The sequence below is a fragment of the Butyricimonas sp. BSD2780061689_150309_C8 genome (assembly GCF_015560935.1).
GTDB classification, from domain to species: Bacteria; Bacteroidota; Bacteroidia; order Bacteroidales; family Marinifilaceae; genus Butyricimonas; species Butyricimonas paravirosa.
Genome location: NZ_JADMSV010000029.1, coordinates 1 through 20009 on the forward strand (window position 1 = coordinate 1; position 20009 = coordinate 20009).

A 20009-nucleotide genomic window follows, 5' to 3' on the forward strand; every position below is an offset into this window, starting at 1 on the left:
GTTTCCTCTTCGACTTTACTATTCAAAGATAAGCTTTAATTGGAAAAATGTTACCAACTATTTTTGGCCACATTACTCAAATTCCAATCACTTCCCGATCACACATTTTTACCTTTCTTTATATGCAATATCTTTAATTACACCAAACCCGGTATAAGTTACACCGTATTGAGTCAAAACATCAGCAAATTCAGGTACATCATAAAATCTCAAAATACCTTCGTTTCCGACTTCCGCATCGGCGGCAATAGATCCTACCGCCAGTTTGTATTGCAATTGTGCTACTGAAGTGTCATTATGTCCTCCTCCCCGCAACTTGTTAAACTTTAACATTGAAATTTTTTCTCTCACCCCCAAAGTAACCACACGCTGGGCAGATTGAGTCGACATATCATATAAATAAACTTCATTACCGCTATCGTAAAATAAAAACGGTAAGGTCGGATGAAATGCATAACAAGTTGCAGAAGATAAACCGGGAGCTTCAATATTATCTCTCGCAACATATTGAGTAACAGATGCCCTGTATTGACCTGTCGTTATCCCATATATACTATATTTACCAGACACATCTTTCATCAAAGCATATACTCTATTACCTTGTGCCGTTCCAGACATGTAAACCATATCCTTACCAGTTTTCCAATCAAAGTATTTCATATTCGGGGCTGGCTCTGTCGGATCAAAGAGATATTTTTCTCCGTTTACCATACCGTAAGCATACGACAAAAAATACTTGAACTTCTTATTCGTTTGATCATACAAGACGCCATTATAAGCATTTGTACCCCAGCAAACCCCGACAAAAGGAGCCATTTTGTAAGTAGGCTCAGTCAGAGGCACGTCAACATTAATTTTCACATCATACACACTGTTGCTCCCTCTCCTTTGATAAACATCACCATCAGTCGTTATCACTAAATTACTATAATTTGCATCCTCTACTGCAATAATATCACTAATAACTCGTATAAACTCATCACTTCTAGGATCTCCATAACTCGTTCGGATAAAATCCCCCCCCTTAGAATAAACTCGAAAACTACCCTCTTCCGTATATATATTCAAATAAGGATTATTTCCCGTGTACACCATATTACTTTCCATATATAATTGGAAAGCCCCATGCGATTCCGGTAGAAAATCCAACACATCCTTTGATGTGACAATCTGACTTCCCACTTCACCAATCATATCTACCCGAACTTTACGATCGACACCTTCCTCACACAAAACTAACCAACCTTTCGTTGTCGAAGTTATAATTTCCATCTTGAATTCAGCCGAGGTTACGACATTGGTTCTCAAATCTTTCACCTTAAACCATGCAGTATAGGTCCCCGGAGTAATTTCAGCCGGAATATTCAAATCCTTTACCTTACTAGAATCCAACAAACTAGCGATCAAGTATTCCTCACTTGAGTTTTTATCATAATAATAAGCGAACTCATAATTAGGATCGTCGGCAGAAATCTCCCCCTCGAATTTAGATGTCACCGTCGGGGACAAAACCAGATTTTCGGCTTTATATAAGGCCGAGATCGCATCTTCCGGGATTCCTGTTATGGTCAATTCGTCAACCTCCCGGTAATCATAGTTACCCTTGTCATCATAACAAGATATAAACCCACAGGCAAACCATAAAACTAAAACAATATACCATTTCATAATGAATCCTATTAATTTATTCATAAGCACTATAATCAACTAAATAACTACCGGCCAACTGCATGAACGAACCATCAGCCTCAAGCACTGGATTACCTTCATTAGCCCTCTTCTGCAACTCGATCTGCATGAACATAGCGATAGCCGGGGATACAGTATATAAATTCTTTTGATTAAATTCAGAATACGTCCATCCCATAACAGACAAGATACACATCAACTTTGCGTGGGAATACTCTCCCAGTTTGTCCAAGGCAAAGGACCTCCAAGTCCAAGGTTCTTGATAAATCATTGAAAAAGGGATGGTTAAAAATTGGGTCGTTATCGTATCCGTACCTACCATAAGACTCTTGATATACAATTTAAAATTATCATTTTCTTCCAATCCTAAAGTAAGATAACGCACAGCACCATCCAACAATTTATCGGTCTTTTTCAGATTAACAGTAACATAAGAAACAGCCGTTCCCCCCTCCAAAACAAAATTATCCGGCATTGTATAATCCTCTCCCTCCCGAGCTGTCCCCCCGACAACTTTAACAACATAAGCACGATCCCTATCCGAAACTTCACCAAACAATCGTACGGGCACCCTCACCTGCAATATGGAATCGACTACATTAGCGAGAGACTGTTCGAGTGTCGTATCCCGATATTTATAAGTTGTTACACCATTTCCCGATGTAGTCGTACCGCTAGAATATGAAAAATAAATTCCTGAAGTACCATCCGGCTCACCGCTATAATACAAGGAGTCGTTTTCCCCGCAACCCAATAAAAGCAAGAAATAACTTGCTATAACAATGAATAATATCTTTTTCATAACACTCTAATTTCTAATTCCTATTTTTTATTTCACTGTCCGGCAAACCAGGAACATACCTAGCATTATCCATCGTAATGTAAGAATTTGTGGCCCCCGACTGGATTTTCGATGTATTCATCCGCTTATAATAGAACCACAATTGACCTTCACACAAGAATTCTTTCGCATATTCTTTTGTCAATTCATCATCAAAATTTGTTTCAATCCGGTTAGGATTACCTCTTCGAAACCTGTGAGTATTCAAATAATCATATTTATCTTTTTCAATCGTAGCACACTCTGCAGCAATAAGATACATTTCACTAACACGAATCAGAGGCATCAATTTGCCGTAGACCAAATCCGTGTTCTCGATCTTCCGAAACCGAACATTCATTAACAAATCCGTTTCACCCGGACTATTGGATGTTTCCCACCAGCTCATGCGGTAATCGCTCAAAAGATCATCCCCAAACAAATTCATTACTCTTTGAGCGGCCGGTATCAACTTAGTAGAAACATTCGCATTGGAAGAATTAAAATAAGAATCATATATCGTTTCCTTCTTTTCATTCAACAACGAGAACAAAACTTCCGACGAAAACGACCTGTCAGGATTAGAAGCATCAGTAGCTTGGGCTCGCGTAACCGATGGATATAAAGTTTCCGCATCAGGATTATCTATAATCATTCTTGCATATCTCAAAGCCTCTACCGTATTACCTTTCCACAAATATACCCTTGCCTTCAAGGCAACCACAGCATAGTAATTCAATCTCAATCCTCGGAAACGATACGTGTTTCCATCATTATCCCGATCATTTTCATTAACAGACATCAATAGCCCCTCGCTAACCACGGGATCCCATTCCTGCAAAATTTTTTCGGCCTCATCCAAATCAATCAGCACTTTCTCTATAACTTCATTGCCAGTCAGAATAGCAGATGCAGTCATAGAAGTCGATTCATTGTAAGGAATTGCCGCAGCATTCAAATTAGCGGGCACTGGCCCAAACATCCTTAATAAATCGAAATGCAAAAAGCCCCGTAAAGCTAAAGCTTCCGCCTTAACTAAATTATATTGCTTGTCATTCAATACATCTCCGTGATATTTCTCCGCATTTTTCAGTATATTATTACAGTCAAGGATCTGTTTATAAGCTTCATCCCAATAATTTTGCAGGGCAAGTTTTACATTTTCGCTCGTGTAAGCATGCTGCAAAAAATTAATAAATGATGTCTGAACCGTTGTGATGTTATAGCGTTGAGCCATAATCTCTACTCCCTGATAACTTAAAAATCCCCCGTAAAGATTGGGACTAAGCATTTCGGTATAAACCCCATTCAATGCTCCCCAAAACCCGCTAACCTCGGAAAACACCCGATCTTCCGCAATACGATCAGACGGTTGCACGTCCAGCCAGCTATCACAAGCAGTGAATAACAGAAGGCTTATCAGAATATTACTTATTTGCTTAAAAATACATTTCATTGTGACTCTGATTAATGTTAAAATGATGCTGATATAGATAAAGAGAAGGATCTGGCGAATGGATATTCTGTTCCTCGTTCCGTCTTGATAGAAGAAATTTTAAACACGTCGTTCATGTAAGCATTCAGACGCAAAGCCTTTAACCCGAACTTCGCTATCACAGATTGATCAAACTCGTAACCTACCCGGAATGATTCCAAAGCCAAAGTATTATCATCCTCAACAAAACGAGAGGACATCTGAGTTGAACCATTCAGATTAATCGCTTTGTACTTGGCATGATCACCAGGTTTTTTCCAACGGTCATAATAAGCCCTCTTGTCTTGATTGTTATTCAGGCCAGAAGAAGTGATATTTTCAACTTTATTAAACAAAGCACTATTGAACATCTGACCACCGTAACGATATCTAAAATCAAAATTGACACTGACCCCCTTGTAAGTTAATGAGGTCCCGAAAGTTCCTTCTACCTTTGGTCGATCCACACCTACTTTCACCTCATCGGAATAACTAAAATCATACGTGTACGAACCATCTTTCTTGATAAAAATCTCCCGCCCCGTAGCAGGGTCAATACCAGCAGACCTTACCGCCCACAAATCGTCGGGACTGGCTCCGTCATAATATCGCTTTAAGTTAACATTCTGGCCTTCTTCATTGAAACGATCCAAAGAATGGCCAATCTTATCATACCTAGATTTTTGTGTTCTAAAACTATATCTCAATGACCAGACAATTCTTTCTCCCGGACGATAAATCGGAGATACGATTAAGGAACCATTTAAACCATTTGAACTTTGTTCTCCGATATTCGTCAGCACCGAAGCTACTCCAATGGAGGCCGGCACCCCAATAGATGCCAAAACCGGATCCGTATTCTTATCATAATAATCTAAGGTTAGCGACACTCTATTCTGTAACAATGTTACATCCAAACCGATATTTTTATCAATCGTGATTTGCCACTTCAAATCAGGATTTCCTAATGCGTAAAGACTTACCGCCTGATCAAAATAATTCCGTTGACGGTTATTGAATTTATAAGTTGTCATACTCTGATAAGATGTGAAACTCTGATTACCAGGATTACCAATAGAAGCTCGGATTTTAAGCATTTGAAACAAATCAGAGTATTTGGCAAAAAAAGATTCATTATGCAGATTCCAAGCTAAACCAAACGACCATGTATTAGTGTACCTACGATTACTCCCAAACACGGAAGAACCACTCACCCGATAAGTCACATCCATCAGATAGCGGCTATTGAAAGCATACCCTCCATTCAAATAAACACTCATCGCCCTCGATTTACTATCACTATAAGAAGCCCGTCCATTTTCCGGATAGCTGTTCGCAAATGCGGGAGTATCATAATTTCCTTTCGGGAAACCGATGACAGAATAACCATTACTTTCAGACTCTGTATTGGAGAAATTAGCTCCGGCAACCAAGTTTACACGATGTTTCTCTGCAAATATCACACCATAGATTGCTGAAAATTCTCCATCATAGCTATAACTTTTAGTATTAGAATAAACTAACGATCCCTTCTTCAGTTCTTCGGTATCTTCAAATCGAGTATCCTCCGGAGAAACGAAATCATCCGCCTCTGACGTGGTTCTAGTTAGCCCTATCCGTCCCCTCAACTTCAAGGATTGAAATGGATTATATTCAACGGCAAAGTAATCCGTAATACCTAAAGATCTATCTAACGTTCTACTGTTCAGACTTGCATTCCAAAGAGGATTAGGAGCCTCTATATAATCCTCCACGTACTCCAACCATTTCTCTACCTGCCCGTTCACCTTCTTTTCATAATACGGGTTAGCTGCTGCATAAGTAGAAAACGCAACAACGGGATCACCCGAATTGGAAAGATTAATTGTTAGTTTATTACTGAATTGCAATTTACCTTTACGATACAACAAATCCAGATTACCACTGAACAGATTTTTCTTGGAATCTTTCATCACACCAGTCACCCCATTATAACTCAACCCGAATCCATAACGCATGTGCTCGTCGCCCCCCTCGGCATAAAGACTATGCCGGTGGTTGAAACCAACTCTTAACGGTTCGGACAACCAATAAGTATCAACCCCCTTTGCAACCGACTTCAAATGACCATTATGCAATTCCAAAAGTTTTTCAGCTTGTTTAAAATTCCCCGCCCAAATGCTCACCATATACCTGCCGGCATATTCTTCAAAGTCAACTTTCTCCCGAGCATTCATCAGGTTGTAGCTAGACAAATCAGGTAATTGAAAATTGAAATTCCCCGTATAAGTAACTCTCAACTGTCCTTGTGCCGGAGTCTTTGTTTCGACAACCACCACACCGTTTGCAGCCTTGGAGCCGTAGATTGCCGTAGAAGCCGCATCTTTCAATATTGTAATGGATGCCACACGATCCATATCCAGATCTACGATAGTTTGGAGCGTTGTCTCAAATCCATCCAAGATAAACAAAGGTTGATTTGGATCTGCCTCCAAGGTCTCTTGCATCCCGATAATACTGGTTTTACCCCGTATCTCAATATTGGGCAACCTATTAGGATCCGATCCCCATTCATTACTTTCGACAATCGCAAATGCCGGATCGAGACTTTTCAAACTTTGCAGAATATTTTGATTTCCCACTTCTTTCAACTTTTCTGCCGTAAAAGTAGAAGCTGATCCCGTGAAATCACTTCTTTTCCTTTCATAAATACCCGTCACAACCACCTCATCCATGGCCGCAACTTCCTCTTCCATAACCACGTTTATCGTATCCTTTCCCGCATACACCACCTCATGGGTTTTCATTCCGATAAAAGAAAACAATAATGACAGATTTTTAACCTCCGGTATGCTTAACCGATATCGTCCCTGTTGGTCCGTCGCCGTTCCTAAAGTCGATCCCTTTACAATTATCGTTACCCCAGGAAGAGGGACCTTGTCCCTATCGGTCACCTGACCGACAATATTCAATGCGCTCTTTTTTTCATCTGGAGCCACTTTCAAGACAATAAATTCATCCACAATCTCGTAAGTTAACCGAGTCCCTTTTAAAATTTTATCCAACACGGTCCCCAGATCTGACTTCATAAAACCGGCCTCCACGACTTTGTGTTTATCCAACTCGTTATTACTATAAACCACCGTAAGCCCCGTTTGCTGTTTAATCTGGTTAAACAACTCCAAGAACGTCACCCTCTTCGCCTTAATAGTAATCTCCACTTGCGCCTCAACATTTGCAACAGCTACATGCATACAGAGCAGCAATAAAATTACACTTAACTTCATAATTTTTAAAAATTTACAAGACTCAAGATTTCGTATAATGAGCCGTCTCTTTCGCTTTTTTTTCATACTTTTGTAGAATTAAGTTATTTATAATTTAACAATCTCCTGTACCGAATAGTGGTGACGCACTATTCGGTATTTTTTTTAGCCTGTCATTACATTAAACTCTATTTTTTCAAAGAAGCAACCACCTTTCCTTGTTGTAGCCCAAACTCAACATCAGTCGTTTTAGAGATCATATCCAAAACATAATCCAATGTCCTATACTTTGTTACCGCCCCGGAAAAACGTAATTCCTTGACCATATCATCTTCAAAAACAAACGACACACCATACCAACGAGCTAGCCTCTGGGTTAATTTCTCCAAAGGCATATCTTCAAAATTAAATCGTCCCGCTTTCCAATCCACAATAGCTTCCACGTCACCTTTCCGAACAATAGCTTGCCCACTTTCTCGATCTAAGGTTACAATCTCTCCGGGAACAAGCATGTAGGTCTTATCCGCTACATTAAAACTCACCTTCCCTTGTAACAAAGCAACTTCTGTCTGTCGCTCTTCTTGATAAGCCATCACGTTAAAAGCTGTGCCTAACACACGCACTCGACTTTCACCCACTCGCACATAGAACGGTTTCTCAGGATCAGGCATCACTTCAAAATAAGCTTCACCCTTCAAATCCACTTCCCGGATTTTCCCGCTGAAACGATTCGGGAACTCTAACCTAGAATCCGAATTTATCCATACTTTCGTCCCGTCACCTAGCACGACAAAATACTCGCCTTTCTCAGGCACAACAAGCGTACTCTTACCAATTTCTTCTTCGACATCACCTTTATCTTCAAACCGCACACCACCCGTTGAATCCTGAATTACCCCGACACCAAAGATTTCCGCTACTTGACGAGTTTCACCCTCTTTCAATTCGATCTTTTCCCCCATACTCGTTACCAGAATGGCCTTTGGCGAACCGGATTCTACTTGTAATAATTCCGCAACCGGAACAAATTTTTCCAAAGGGACTTGCCAAGCATGCCACACAAAAAGTACACCTATCATCATAACAATTATAGCTGCAACACGCATTCCCCATGAATACCATTGTCTTTTACGATCCTCAAGAACCGGAATTATATGCTCCCATACCCGTTCCTGCATCTGGTCTAATTGACGCCATTTTCCCGCAACCGATACCCGAATTTTCGCTTGAAATATCTTTCGAAACTGCTCGGCGTTTTCCGGTGAGGTTTCCAGCCATTTCATCAGTGCAGCCCGATCCTCAAGGGAAAGAGTTCCTCGAATACATCGATCCACCCATTCATCTATTTTATTCCACGCTTCCATGATTTGTTATATTTCCCATACAGACAACAAAAATGAAAATCGGGTGAATCAAAATATATTTTTTTGAAAAAATAATTGTACCCTGTTTTGCATAGCGTATATCAGACAAAGCCAATTTGTACTATATTCCCCAAGCATAACATCCATTTAAAATAAATTTGCAACAATAAATAACAAGTGCAAGATTGTTTTAAAATATTGAATGTCATATCAAATAAAGCAATTTTAGGAATTAGAAGGACCTTAAATATAAGATTCTACAAATTATCTAATCAAGACAATAACAAGAAATATATCCATTCGTTCACCAAAACGTTCCCTCAGATACTTCATGCCGTTTTTCAACAACGTTTTTACTGTGTTTATTGATATTCCCAACTCATCTGCCACCTCCTGATACTTCATTTCACGAAAAAACACGCCTCGAATTATTAGCTTAGTCTGTTCCGGCATCCGATCTATTTCAGACTCTACCTCTTGAATCAACTCATCATTCCACTTCATTATTTCTTCTTCTACAATGTCCTCCCGCAACAAATCTAAACGGTCTCGTAGCACATCTTTCTTTTTCAGCCGATTCAAACAATTATTTTTAACCGAGCGGAATAAATAGGTCTTTGTTACCTCACCTTTTACCTTTCGGTAAGTTTCATCTTTCCAAAAATTAACAAAAACTTCCTGTATCACATCTTCCGCCTCCTCTTCTGAAGTTAGGAAACTAAGAGCATACAAAAACATGGGTTTCGAATAGTCTCTGTAAATTTGTTCGAATCCAACTCTTTTATCCGCTATATTCCTTAGTTCCGCCATCTCTTAGTAACAACACGCCTAGGGCAAAAATACAAATTTATTCCAAACAAACTAAAATGTATTCTCTAAAATAGACGAAATAAAGAAAAACCCTTGATCCATCTCTGAATCAAGGGCCCCTGTGTTCTAATATCTAAAAATAATCTTACCGTTGCAACGGGAAAGTCAATACTTGCTCTTTGTCTTTCTTCACGTCTGATTTATTAATCTCGATGTTCTCAACCAAGATTGAAGACGGATAAATTAAAGAAGACAATAATTGACCATTTAAAATGTAGTTACTTACATTTTCCTTGCTGGAAATATTCAACATACGTTTCAGGTTTATCAATGTCAATCCACTCACATCACCGAAACGGACTTGAGTTTCCTTACCATCCAAATCTACCCGATAGATACGAGAAGCTTTACCCGCTAAACTCCGCACGATATAAGCATATTTCAAACCTTCTTCTTTAGCAGCTTTAATCAATGCGCTCTTCATCTTTTCCGGTTTCGTTCCTTTCTCCACTTCAATATGAATGGTACCCGGAGCCGTGGAAAACATTCCATTTCTACTGGACAACAAGAAACGAGAACTACCCGTTGATTGGGGAGCGTACAAAGTCGGGGTACACCCATTCAACATACTTTTGAAAATACCATTTTCAACCAAAGTCATCTCTTTGGCAGGCACGATACCTTCAGCATCAATATTATAAGCCCCTAACAAAGGGACTCCATTATACTTATCCAAAGAGCTATAATTCTTGATTGACACTCGATTGTCCACAATTTTCATTCCCAAACGAGCATCCAATGTTTTCACCGGTTGAGCCCGGTCAGTATCGGGTTTACGATAAGCGAAGAGAGCTCCGCGTTTCAAGAAGTTACTTATAAAAACAGATGAACAAGCACCATCCTCAAGCAACACCGGACCTGCATAATATTCTGTAATTGCAGGCGCATTCTTCAACTTGATCAAGTTATCGGCAAAAGCCTTAACCCCTTTCTTTAATTCATCCAAAGAAGGCAAATCATCCGGACGAGCAACAAGCACGGAATATGCATCATCAATCCGAACGCCATCTTCCGTCATCACGTAAGCAGAGGCAACCAAGCTTGCATAACGCAACGGTTCTTTCAACACGACCCCATCCGTGGTAGACTTGTACACTTCCATTTCCTGACCGGTAATAGCCACGGATGAATCATAAATATCCTTATAGTCCTTGAAAATAGCAGATAATTCTTCTACAATATTCTCTAATTTTACTCTATCAATCGTGTAAGCATTTTTCGGTTCCTCGATTCGAGTAACAGCATCCACCTTCTGTTGATCCTTCACGGCAGCTTCTTCGGCAGTCTTCGGGTTCGCCTTCAAATAAGCGTCCTTCATCGCTCCTGCCTGCAATGACCATTTATACATGGCATCTGATCCTAGCCAGAAATTTCTCCGGATTACATCATAATCAGCCTGTTCCGGCATCCCGGCCTGAACAGAAGCACATACATAATTAATATCATTATTATGATCGTAATCTCCCAAAAACATCTGCACCCCACCAACGGCACTCCAAGGGGACTCGTAAAAATTAGTAACACCACCTAACGCACCCACGACCTCAAACTGGTGTGTACGCCCCAAAGTGTAAGACAAGTAATATGGTTTCTGCATACCCGGCAACATCAATTGCTCCTTACTACGTTGCATCTCATCCTGCATAGCCTTAAAGATCACCTGATCCTGCTCATTCTGTGCGGATAATGCCCCTGCCAACAGGAAAAACAATATAATCGATAATATATATTTCATTTTCATTCTAGATTTAAAATTTACGACCGAAGAACTCCAAGTCTCAATGATTTCGATCTATTCATTTTCAGTTTTCAATTCTCCATTTCATTTGTTCTGCGGAGCCGGTAAGATCGGGGGTAAATCTCTTGACTTCTGTCTACGTTGAGTCTCGATCTTATTTACCAGAATCATTGGGGAACTAGCCGTTACAGGCACCCAACCGGATTCCGCACCACACTCTCCCGTGAACACGCTGGGAGCATCACCTCCACATACAATATTAGAGAACATGGATAACGGGGTTCCAATCAAATCCACCCCGCGAACCAACTCGTCCGGACGTCCGTCTACATAGATTCGATACACTTCCAAGGGAGTCACGTTAAATGAATTCAAACTACCACCTTCCCCGGTCAACGTGAAACCACTGGTTACTTCTTTAAAATAGTACCCGTATTCTTTTCCTTGTTTTTTAGCCTCTTCAATCAACATGGAACGCAATTCAGCCTCCGTGTGAGGTGCTGTTGTCTCCACCACCAAATTAGATTGACGGGATACAGGATCACCACCTCCGGCAGTACGTCCATGCCCATTACTATGCGGGAATCCATCCAGCGGCACACGGCTCATCAAGAACTCTCTCAAAATACCGTCTTTCACGACATCAACCCGGCGAGCTTTCACTCCCTGATCATCATACAAATAAAAACCATTCAACTCTTCCCCAGCGTAACTACGTAAAGTCGGATCGCAATATACTTGGAAGTCTGCAGGCAAAACCAACTCTCCTACTTTCTTCTTAAAAGTTTCACCACCACCTTTCAAACGGTGACCTTCAATACGATGACCGAAAATCTCGTGGAAGAACACCCCACTAGCCGGACCGGACAAAATAGCGGGTCCCGTGTAAGGATCAACAACCGGAGCATCACGCAACACGGTCAATCTTTTTACCATATCCTTAGCGTCAGCAATCATCCGGTCATTAGACGGAAGGTCCTTCGGATCGTATGCAAAGTATGACATATTCAACGGTAACTCCATACCGTCTTCTGCCTTCATGGAAGCACTGATCATGATTCGTGCATACGTTCTATTCTGCACAACTTCAGTTCCTTCCGTATTTACAAAATAATTCCGAAGCACTCGGAACGTCAAACTAACATCACCCGATTGTAATAACGGATATGCTTTAAACACCGCAGAAACTTCATTCAAACGCTTTTCCCAAGCAGCTTGGTCAACCGTCAACTTCTCAGCAGGAAGAGGTGCCTCGTAATATTTCTCCACCGGAGCAGCAGAGAATGAAGGAGCTTTATCCTCATCAGCAACACTCACCTGACTTTGAGTTTTCGCTCTCTGGTAAGCCTCCACGGCAAAATCATAACGTTTCATTACTTCAGCCCAGATTGCCTGACGAGTTGCATCAGCACCTTTTTCATCATCCAATCCCAAATAAGCCACCCGTACATTACCACGTTGATCTGCCGGGGCACCCATTGCATTATATTTAAAATTATCTAAAATAGTATCTCCCACCCGAATTTGTGGAACCATTGAACGAGAATGTTGTTCCACTGACATCATCGTGGCCCCGAAAGAACTCGAAATATTCACCGTTCGATCATCCATCACCCTAAAGTTCATGTGATAGGGAGGATTCTCCTGTTTCTGCAGCTCTTGCATATCAGCTGCCAACTCTTGTTTCAATAGTTGTAACAACTTATCCTGTTCCTGCGCATACGTTGTATGCACCGATAACAGCGAGAAGATACAACTAACAATAATCAATCCTAATTTTTTCATCTCTAATTGTTTTAATCATTTAATTTTTGATCTCTGAAGATCACGCACTATTTCCATCAACAAAATTATAGTTCTCATTTTGTTATTCAAAATGAATCTACATTAATTCTTTGTTAATTCTTCATCTTTTTAACCCAAACTTGACACTTTCATTTTTAACATTTCCACTTAATTTTTCCCAAAAACATTTTTTCCAAATGTTAAAACGAGATCATTCATCAACAAAAGTTTTCTTAATTCATCACACGAGATCTTAATTTTAGATGTAAAATAAATTACGAATAATAGAAAATGGTCTGTCGAAAAATCAACAGACCATTTTTCAAAAAGCACACTTACTAATAAATATAAAACTACCTTCTCTTTCTCCTAATCAGTAATGTTATACAACCGGTCACAAATAACAGCGGAATAATCCACATCAACACCACCCTGATGCCAAATATCACGTTCCGTGTAACTAATACCCGATCATCCGGAGGGTTCACCCGACTTGCCTCTACAGGAAACTCGCCATAAGACAAATTACGGAAAGTCTCCGTGATCAACGTAAAATTCGAACTTCTAAACCCAGGTCTATTCTGAGACAATTCCAACGTACTGATACAATCCGCATCTCCTATAACAAAGATACGTTGCTCTTTATTATTCACGGGACGAGTCAAATACAACATAATAGAGTTAGATTTCTCCACTTCTCCCACAGCCGGATTCAACACTGATTTTTCATTAATAAAATCCGTTGTTTCTTTTTCAACCCACGAACCCTTACCGGCACTAGCTAACACCTCTGTGATTTCAAATCCCTTAGCCGAATCGATAACTTCTACCGCACAAGCAGAAGGAGTCATGATCGAATACCCACTTCTAAAATACCGTATATAATTCTCAGATACTTTTGCAGCACCCTCTTTTATATTTGCCGCAACAAGATCATCCAAGTTCACCTCTGAAGGTGACACAATAATTCCATCAGCGAAACGTAACCCCAATCTCTCGATCACCGGATTCATAAACTGCTGACGCTTGGGTTCACCCAAGATAAACAAGTTTCCTCCACGCTCCAGATAGGCATCAAAATTCCGGAATTCTTCCTCCGTGAAATCACTTCTCATGTCAGCCAGCACGATAATATTAATATCTTCTGCCACAGGATGCTCCAAGGATATTTCTCGAACACCGTATCCACTATTCTCTAACGAATAACGGAAAGTTTTATTGGAGGCAAAAGTTCCATACCCTTTCTCTCCCATATCCATCCCACTCCTTTCCTTGTGCCCGGTAACGAAACCCACCATCGGAGCCTCTTGAAGCAACGTTTTCAACGCCGTAGAAATCTGCGACTCGTATGGATAAACATGATTATCCTTGTAAATACGCAAGAAAGCCTTTTTCCCATTAGCAGCTGTTATCACTCGAACAAAACGACCATTCTCTCCGGATATATCATCCATCTTTAAAACCTCGTCCAACGACAAGAAACTCTTAGGATCTCGTCCTGAATATTTACATTTATCCTCCACGACCTGTTCCAATGTCATCGTATCATAGGCAGCTTTGGCGTAAGGAAGATAACCTTTACCATAATAATAGACGTATTCAAGTTCTATCTCTGGTTTGAAACGCAGGTACTGTTCAAACTCTGCAAGATCATAAATCCTATTCCGCGGAGCCCCCCGATCATAGGTCTCATCCAAATAATTAACGTAAGTCGTAATCTTCAAATCACCCTTCAACTTTTTAAGAATCTCCTGGCTCTCTTCTGTAAGCGTGTTCGCCTTAGTTGCCGTGGAATCATAGTAGGCAATAAAGCCCGGTAATGACGAGATATAACCCAATGACAACACGATCAACAACACTATACCATATTTCAATGATGTATTCCATTTAGACAACCTCAACCGTTCACCTTGAAGTTTAATCACGGAAAGTCCCAAGAACATAAAAATCACCAAAACAAAATAGAGCGAATCTTTCGTACTAATCATTCCATTGGTAAACACCTTTGCCCTCCCCGAGATAGAAAGCCAATAAGTAATATCGCGCACGAAATCGTACTCCTGTCCGACACCCCCGATAAAATTCAATATTGCGAGAATTGCCAGTGTTCCGACAACAGCCACCACCTGATATTTCGTTATGGTAGACATGAACAAGCCGATAGCACCATACGCCAATATCGTCAAAAACACCCCTAAAATACCCGTAAACATCATGGGTACATCCGGAGCCTTAATCGAAAAACAGGTACTTATCACCGGCCCCAGCAGTATCGCACACAGCAACAAAGCGTAAACGACAACTGCTAAATATTTACCCAATATAATTTGAAGATTGGACACGGGTGACGAATAGAGTAATTTAATAGATCCACTACTCAATTCCCGGCTCATCAATCCCATGGTAAACAAAGGAATGTAAAGATATAAATTATCCAATAACCCTGAAAATATTCCCGTGTAACCGGCAAACAAAGAAGATGTAACCGCAGGTGTCCGGTAACCTAATTCCATAGATTGAAGTTGCTGTGCAAGTACATCACAATAAGCCATACCCACTTGAAAACTAAAAACGATCAGTATAAGCCATGCAATAGGAGAGAAAAACAGCACCCGAAGTTCTGATTTTGTAATCCGTATAATTGTTCTCATTCTTGTAATCTTTTTAAATAACGCATAATCATATCAACTCCCGTCACACCTCTTTGCCAGACAGTTTTGCAAATACCTTATCCAAGGATTCCTTCTCCAAAGAGATTTCCCTCAAGTGCCACTGATTCTCAACAGCTTGTTTCACCACACGTCCCACAATGGCATTATCCCCTTTAAAATGCAACCGGATACGGGTTTTCGTCAACCGTTCCACCCGAACAATACCCTCAATCTTCAACAATTCCTCCGTCGTCGGTGCATTGTGCATAATTGTCATCAAGGCACTCGGTGACATATAGGTATTAAAAGCGTTTATCGTTCCCTCGAAAACTTTCTGTCCATGCTCGATCATCATGATATAATCACAAACAGCCTGCACCTCCGGCAAAATATGAGTGGAAATCAACACGGCTCTATCTTCTGCAATACCCTTGATCAAATGCCGGACCTCTGTAATCTGATTCGGGTCAAGTCCATTCGTCGGTTCATCAAGAATAACAAATAAAGGATCATGTATAATAGCCTGTGCTATACCCACCCGTTGTTGGTATCCCCCGGAAAGATTACATATCTGACGCTTACTGAAATGCGTGATTCCACACTTCTCTTTTGCACGATCAATAGCCGCAGGGATCTCCTTCTTAGGCATCAACCGAATATCTGCACAATGATATAAATACTCGTCTACCGTCATCTCCGTGTGAAGAGGGGCCTTCTGGGGTAAAAAACCGATATACTTCTTTGCCTCTATTGGATTCTTCCGCAAGTTTATTCCATTAATAAAGACATCTCCTTCCGTCTGGGTCAACACGTTACAGATAATATTCATCGTCGTAGACTTACCGGCCCCATTCGAACCAAGTAAACCGAACACGCCTTTCTCCTTTATCTCGAAATTTATATCACGAATAGCCCAATCCACACTATATCTATGAGACAGATGCCGAACTTCCACTATTTTATTTGACATACTTTTAAATTTTAATGTAACAACATACCAAATCACCCTATTTACGTTGTCTGCGATATATAATCATGACTCCCGTCCCTACAAGAAATGCCGGGAAAAGAATCATAAAGAACAACTTGATCCAAACTCGCCAACCTCCGGACAAATTGATCCCGTTATCTATGGCCCCGATCCGATCAGTATAAATAGGATAAGCATCATACGAGAGCCAACGGAATGAACCCGTAATAACTTCAAAATTATTCACTTCCATTCCCGGACGTGTAAGTCCAAACTCTTCATTCGTGATAAAATCACTATCACCGGAAATAATAATTCGCTGCTCTTTATCACCGATCTTACGACTTAAATTAATCAAGACTGCATAGTTTCCTTCTTCCTCTCCCGCAGCAGGATTACAAACAAACTCTCCGTCAACCATATCTTTCGTTTCATGCTCGATCCAGGCACTATCACCGGTCACCAACACGGGATACACCTCAAAATCCTTTACTTGCGAATAGTCCAACGCAACAGCAGTAGGTACAGACACACCGTATCCCCAAGCTTGCATACGATTAAAAGCCGAATGTTTTTCGACAGCCTCATCCGTGTACGATGCGCACAGGACCACGGGAGATCCCAACTTATTCGGATGAGCCAAAACCCCATCTGAGAAATGAACACCGAACAAAGCACCCAAAGAATTCATATTCTCACTTCTCTCATACTCTCCTAAAATAACCATATTACCACCGTGATCCACAAAATCTTTCACATTTGCCAAGGCCTTCTCCGAAAGAGCCTCCTTCAAATCTGAAATCACAAGCACGGAAATATCATCCGTCAGTTTCTCCTCGTCCAAATTAATTTCTCGTGTATCGAACCCTTGATTCAACAACGAATGTCGGAACCACAAATCTCGGGCAAACAAATAATAACCCCGTCCTCCGTAATTATTAATACTACGTGATCCATATCCCGTAGAAAATGCCACCATGGGAGCCTTCGCTACAAAACGTTTCAATGTCGCCGTAATCTCGCCCTCTCTTGGGTGACGTTCATTGTCATTAAACAATCGTAAAACCTCCTTACGCCCATTTTCTTGCTCTACAATCCGGACAAATTGATACCCTTCTCCGCTCAGATCAATCATCTTATCAATCTCTTCCGGAGATTTAAACATCTTAAAATTTAAGTGACTAATATCACAAAGAGCTCTAGCTCTCTCCTCGTCATTCAAATCCGGATAACGAGCATCCAGTTCCGCATTATTCGCATTATGATAGTAATACACGTATTTCATCTTAATCTCCGGCTTGAAACGCATATAACGTTCGAAACGTGCCAGATCATAATTCCGGTTAAAAGGCAGGCCAGAAAAATAATCCGGGGCCAAAATATTCACATACGTCGTTATCGTGAGCGGTCCCTTCAAATTCTGAATCACCTTCTGACTCTCCGGGGCTAAAGTATTCGTCTTCGTGTAAGTTCCGTCATAATACAACTTCATCTGTGGAAGAGAGGTCAAATACCCCAATAATAAAGCAGACACAACAATCATGCTATATTTCAACACCTTCGTCCGCATAGACATGATTTTCTTCTCCGTGTTTAACTTAAAAATTGAAAGAGCTAGGAACAAACCAATGACAATCAAGAAATACATGACATCTGCGCTAGGCAATAACCCATCAATAAAAGAAGTCGAACGTCCGTAAATAGATAACCAGAAAGTAATATCCCGTACAAAGTCAATCCCCTGACCGACATCCCCAATAAAATTCAATACCGCCAAAACGGCCAGCGTTCCGATGGCAGCAACGACTTGATAAGCCGTAAGCGTCGACATGAACAGACCTATTGCGGAATAAGCCAATATCAACAAATAAATACCCAACATTCCTACCAGCAACATGGATATTTGGAAGTTCTCCACGGTCAACCAAGAAAAAAGCACATTCAACCCGATAATAGACATTAAAGCCGCACCGTAACACATCATGGCGAGATACTTGCCGAGTATAATCGAAGAATTCTTGATCGGCGAAGAATACAACAACTTTACAGATCCCGATTGATATTCCCGACTCATCAGTCCCATCGTGATCAAAGGAATGTACAAGTAAAGATTCCTCAATATCGGTTTCAAAATTCCCGTCATCCAACTATTATAAATCGCCGACGACACATTCCACAAATTATTACCTAAAGACTGCGAATGTAGTTGACCATCAAAAACATTTGCATAATCATATCCGATCAACAAGGCAAAAATAACCAAAATCAACCATGCTACTGGAGAATAAAACATAGAACTAAGTTCTATTTTAGCTATTCTCAATGTTTGTCTTATATTCTTATTTAGTCTCATATCCACACTATTCTTTTATTTTACCGGATAATTGTGCGAAAATCCGATCCAAACTACATCTCTCAACCAAAAGTTCTTTCAAATCCCAATTCTCTGTCACACTTCTTTCTATATATTGCTCCGTGATACTATTATCCCCGCTGAAGAATATTCTAAAACGATTTTCGGACAACTCCTCGATCCCCTTATTAGAAGTCAACCCGGCAAGCACCTCCTTACCCGGACTATTATTCAACTCGATAATAAAACTATCCGGAGCTATATAATTATCAAAATCTTCCATCGAACCGGAGAACACCAAATGCCCGTTATCAATCATCTTGATGTCATTACAGATCGCCTGTACTTCCGACAAAATATGAGTGGACAACAACACGGAATGTTCCTCCGCAATCTCTCGAATCAAATTCCGAATATCCACAATCTGATTGGGATCCAAACCATTCGTCGGTTCATCCAACACCACGAAACTAGGGTTATGCACGATAGCCTGTGCAATCCCGACCCGTTGTTGGTACCCCCCAGATAAATTTTTAATCAACCGATTCCGAAAATGAGAAATAGAACAACGTGCCAAAGCCACGTCCACGGCTTTATTTACTTCTGACTTTTCCATCAACCGCAAATGTGCGGCATTCCGCAAATACTCCTCCACGGTCAAATCCGTGTACAAGGGCGGTTGCTGAGGTAAGAATCCGATGTACCGCTTCGCCTCCACCGGATTCTCTCGCAAATTGATGCCATTAATAAACACTTCCCCCTCCGTCTGATTCAATACCCCGCAAATAATATTCATCGTGGTTGACTTACCGGCTCCATTAGATCCCAGCAAGCCCATGACCCCTTTCTTAGTAATATCAAAACTAATATCTTTTATCGCCCACTGCACACTGTAGCGATGTGACAGATTTTTTACTGATACAATCGAACTTCCCATATAATTTTTCATTTGTGATTCACTTACTCTCGATTCTCGTCCAAACGACAGTTTCAACACACGGATTACTATTCCTTGCAGGCATTCGGTATGCCTGCAAGGTTTGCAAAAAA

General features: G+C 40.6%; 12 protein-coding genes. All 12 read right to left on the reverse strand.

Going from position 1 to position 20009, the window contains the following annotated elements:
* Window positions 1-108: 108 nt before the first annotated feature.
* The 12 genes from I2I33_RS17345 to I2I33_RS17400 all read right to left on the reverse strand — a co-directional run bounded on the left by I2I33_RS17345 (window position 109) and on the right by I2I33_RS17400 (window position 19896).
* Window positions 109-1668 carry a PKD-like family lipoprotein gene (locus I2I33_RS17345; protein ID WP_162613691.1) on the reverse strand — a complete coding sequence of 520 codons (1560 nt, stop codon included), beginning with the start codon at window positions 1666-1668 and terminating at the stop codon, window positions 109-111.
* Window positions 1669-1684: 16 nt separating this feature from the next.
* Entirely contained in the window at window positions 1685-2491 is an 807-nt protein-coding gene (locus tag I2I33_RS17350) for a DUF4843 domain-containing protein (protein WP_087419473.1), read from the reverse strand.
* Between the two features lie 13 nt (window positions 2492-2504).
* Window positions 2505-3965 carry a RagB/SusD family nutrient uptake outer membrane protein gene (locus tag I2I33_RS17355; RefSeq protein WP_087419472.1) on the reverse strand — a complete coding sequence of 487 codons (1461 nt, stop codon included), beginning with the start codon at window positions 3963-3965 and terminating at the stop codon, window positions 2505-2507.
* A gap of 17 nt (window positions 3966-3982) precedes the next feature.
* Complete coding sequence (locus I2I33_RS17360; RefSeq protein ID WP_229128361.1) at window positions 3983-7249, reverse strand: SusC/RagA family TonB-linked outer membrane protein; 3267 nt, start codon at window positions 7247-7249, stop codon at window positions 3983-3985.
* Window positions 7250-7416: 167 nt separating this feature from the next.
* Window positions 7417-8592, reverse strand: coding sequence for a FecR family protein (locus tag I2I33_RS17365; protein ID WP_087419470.1), 1176 nt, complete (start codon window positions 8590-8592; stop codon window positions 7417-7419).
* A gap of 264 nt (window positions 8593-8856) precedes the next feature.
* Window positions 8857-9402 carry a sigma-70 family RNA polymerase sigma factor gene (locus I2I33_RS17370; protein ID WP_087419469.1) on the reverse strand — a complete coding sequence of 182 codons (546 nt, stop codon included), beginning with the start codon at window positions 9400-9402 and terminating at the stop codon, window positions 8857-8859.
* A gap of 145 nt (window positions 9403-9547) precedes the next feature.
* Entirely contained in the window at window positions 9548-11197 is a 1650-nt protein-coding gene (locus I2I33_RS17375; protein WP_195666860.1) for a metallopeptidase TldD-related protein, read from the reverse strand.
* Window positions 11198-11284: 87 nt separating this feature from the next.
* Window positions 11285-12985: a TldD/PmbA family protein gene (locus tag I2I33_RS17380; RefSeq protein WP_087419468.1), complete on the reverse strand. Its 1701-nt coding sequence runs from the start codon at window positions 12983-12985 to the stop codon at window positions 11285-11287.
* 353 nt (window positions 12986-13338) lie between these two features.
* Window positions 13339-15636, reverse strand: a complete 2298-nt coding sequence (locus I2I33_RS17385) for a Gldg family protein (RefSeq protein WP_087419467.1) — start codon at window positions 15634-15636, stop codon at window positions 13339-13341.
* Window positions 15637-15679: 43 nt separating this feature from the next.
* Window positions 15680-16606, reverse strand: coding sequence for an ABC transporter ATP-binding protein (locus I2I33_RS17390; protein WP_087419466.1), 927 nt, complete (start codon window positions 16604-16606; stop codon window positions 15680-15682).
* A gap of 37 nt (window positions 16607-16643) precedes the next feature.
* Entirely contained in the window at window positions 16644-18959 is a 2316-nt protein-coding gene (locus I2I33_RS17395; protein ID WP_087419781.1) for a Gldg family protein, read from the reverse strand.
* Between the two features lie 7 nt (window positions 18960-18966).
* Complete coding sequence (locus I2I33_RS17400) at window positions 18967-19896, reverse strand: ABC transporter ATP-binding protein (protein ID WP_087419465.1); 930 nt, start codon at window positions 19894-19896, stop codon at window positions 18967-18969.
* Between the last annotated feature and the right edge of the window lie 113 nt (window positions 19897-20009).

Bases quoted from the DNA above. Each gene is read 5' to 3' on its own strand.
- I2I33_RS17400 (WP_087419465.1), bottom strand. From the start codon at position 19,896: ATGGGAAGTTCGATTGTATCAGTAAAAAATCTGTCACATCGCTACAGT.
- I2I33_RS17370 (WP_087419469.1), bottom strand. From the start codon at position 9,402: ATGGCGGAACTAAGGAATATAGCGGATAAAAGAGTTGGATTCGAACAA.
- I2I33_RS17365 (WP_087419470.1), bottom strand. From the start codon at position 8,592: ATGGAAGCGTGGAATAAAATAGATGAATGGGTGGATCGATGTATTCGA.
- I2I33_RS17395 (WP_087419781.1), bottom strand. From the start codon at position 18,959: ATGAGACTAAATAAGAATATAAGACAAACATTGAGAATAGCTAAAATA.
- I2I33_RS17345 (WP_162613691.1), bottom strand. From the start codon at position 1,668: ATGAAATGGTATATTGTTTTAGTTTTATGGTTTGCCTGTGGGTTTATA.
- I2I33_RS17390 (WP_087419466.1), bottom strand. From the start codon at position 16,606: ATGTCAAATAAAATAGTGGAAGTTCGGCATCTGTCTCATAGATATAGT.
- I2I33_RS17385 (WP_087419467.1), bottom strand. From the start codon at position 15,636: ATGAGAACAATTATACGGATTACAAAATCAGAACTTCGGGTGCTGTTT.
- I2I33_RS17375 (WP_195666860.1), bottom strand. From the start codon at position 11,197: ATGAAATATATATTATCGATTATATTGTTTTTCCTGTTGGCAGGGGCA.
- I2I33_RS17355 (WP_087419472.1), bottom strand. From the start codon at position 3,965: ATGAAATGTATTTTTAAGCAAATAAGTAATATTCTGATAAGCCTTCTG.
- I2I33_RS17360 (WP_229128361.1), bottom strand. From the start codon at position 7,249: ATGAAGTTAAGTGTAATTTTATTGCTGCTCTGTATGCATGTAGCTGTT.
- I2I33_RS17350 (WP_087419473.1), bottom strand. From the start codon at position 2,491: ATGAAAAAGATATTATTCATTGTTATAGCAAGTTATTTCTTGCTTTTA.
- I2I33_RS17380 (WP_087419468.1), bottom strand. From the start codon at position 12,985: ATGAAAAAATTAGGATTGATTATTGTTAGTTGTATCTTCTCGCTGTTA.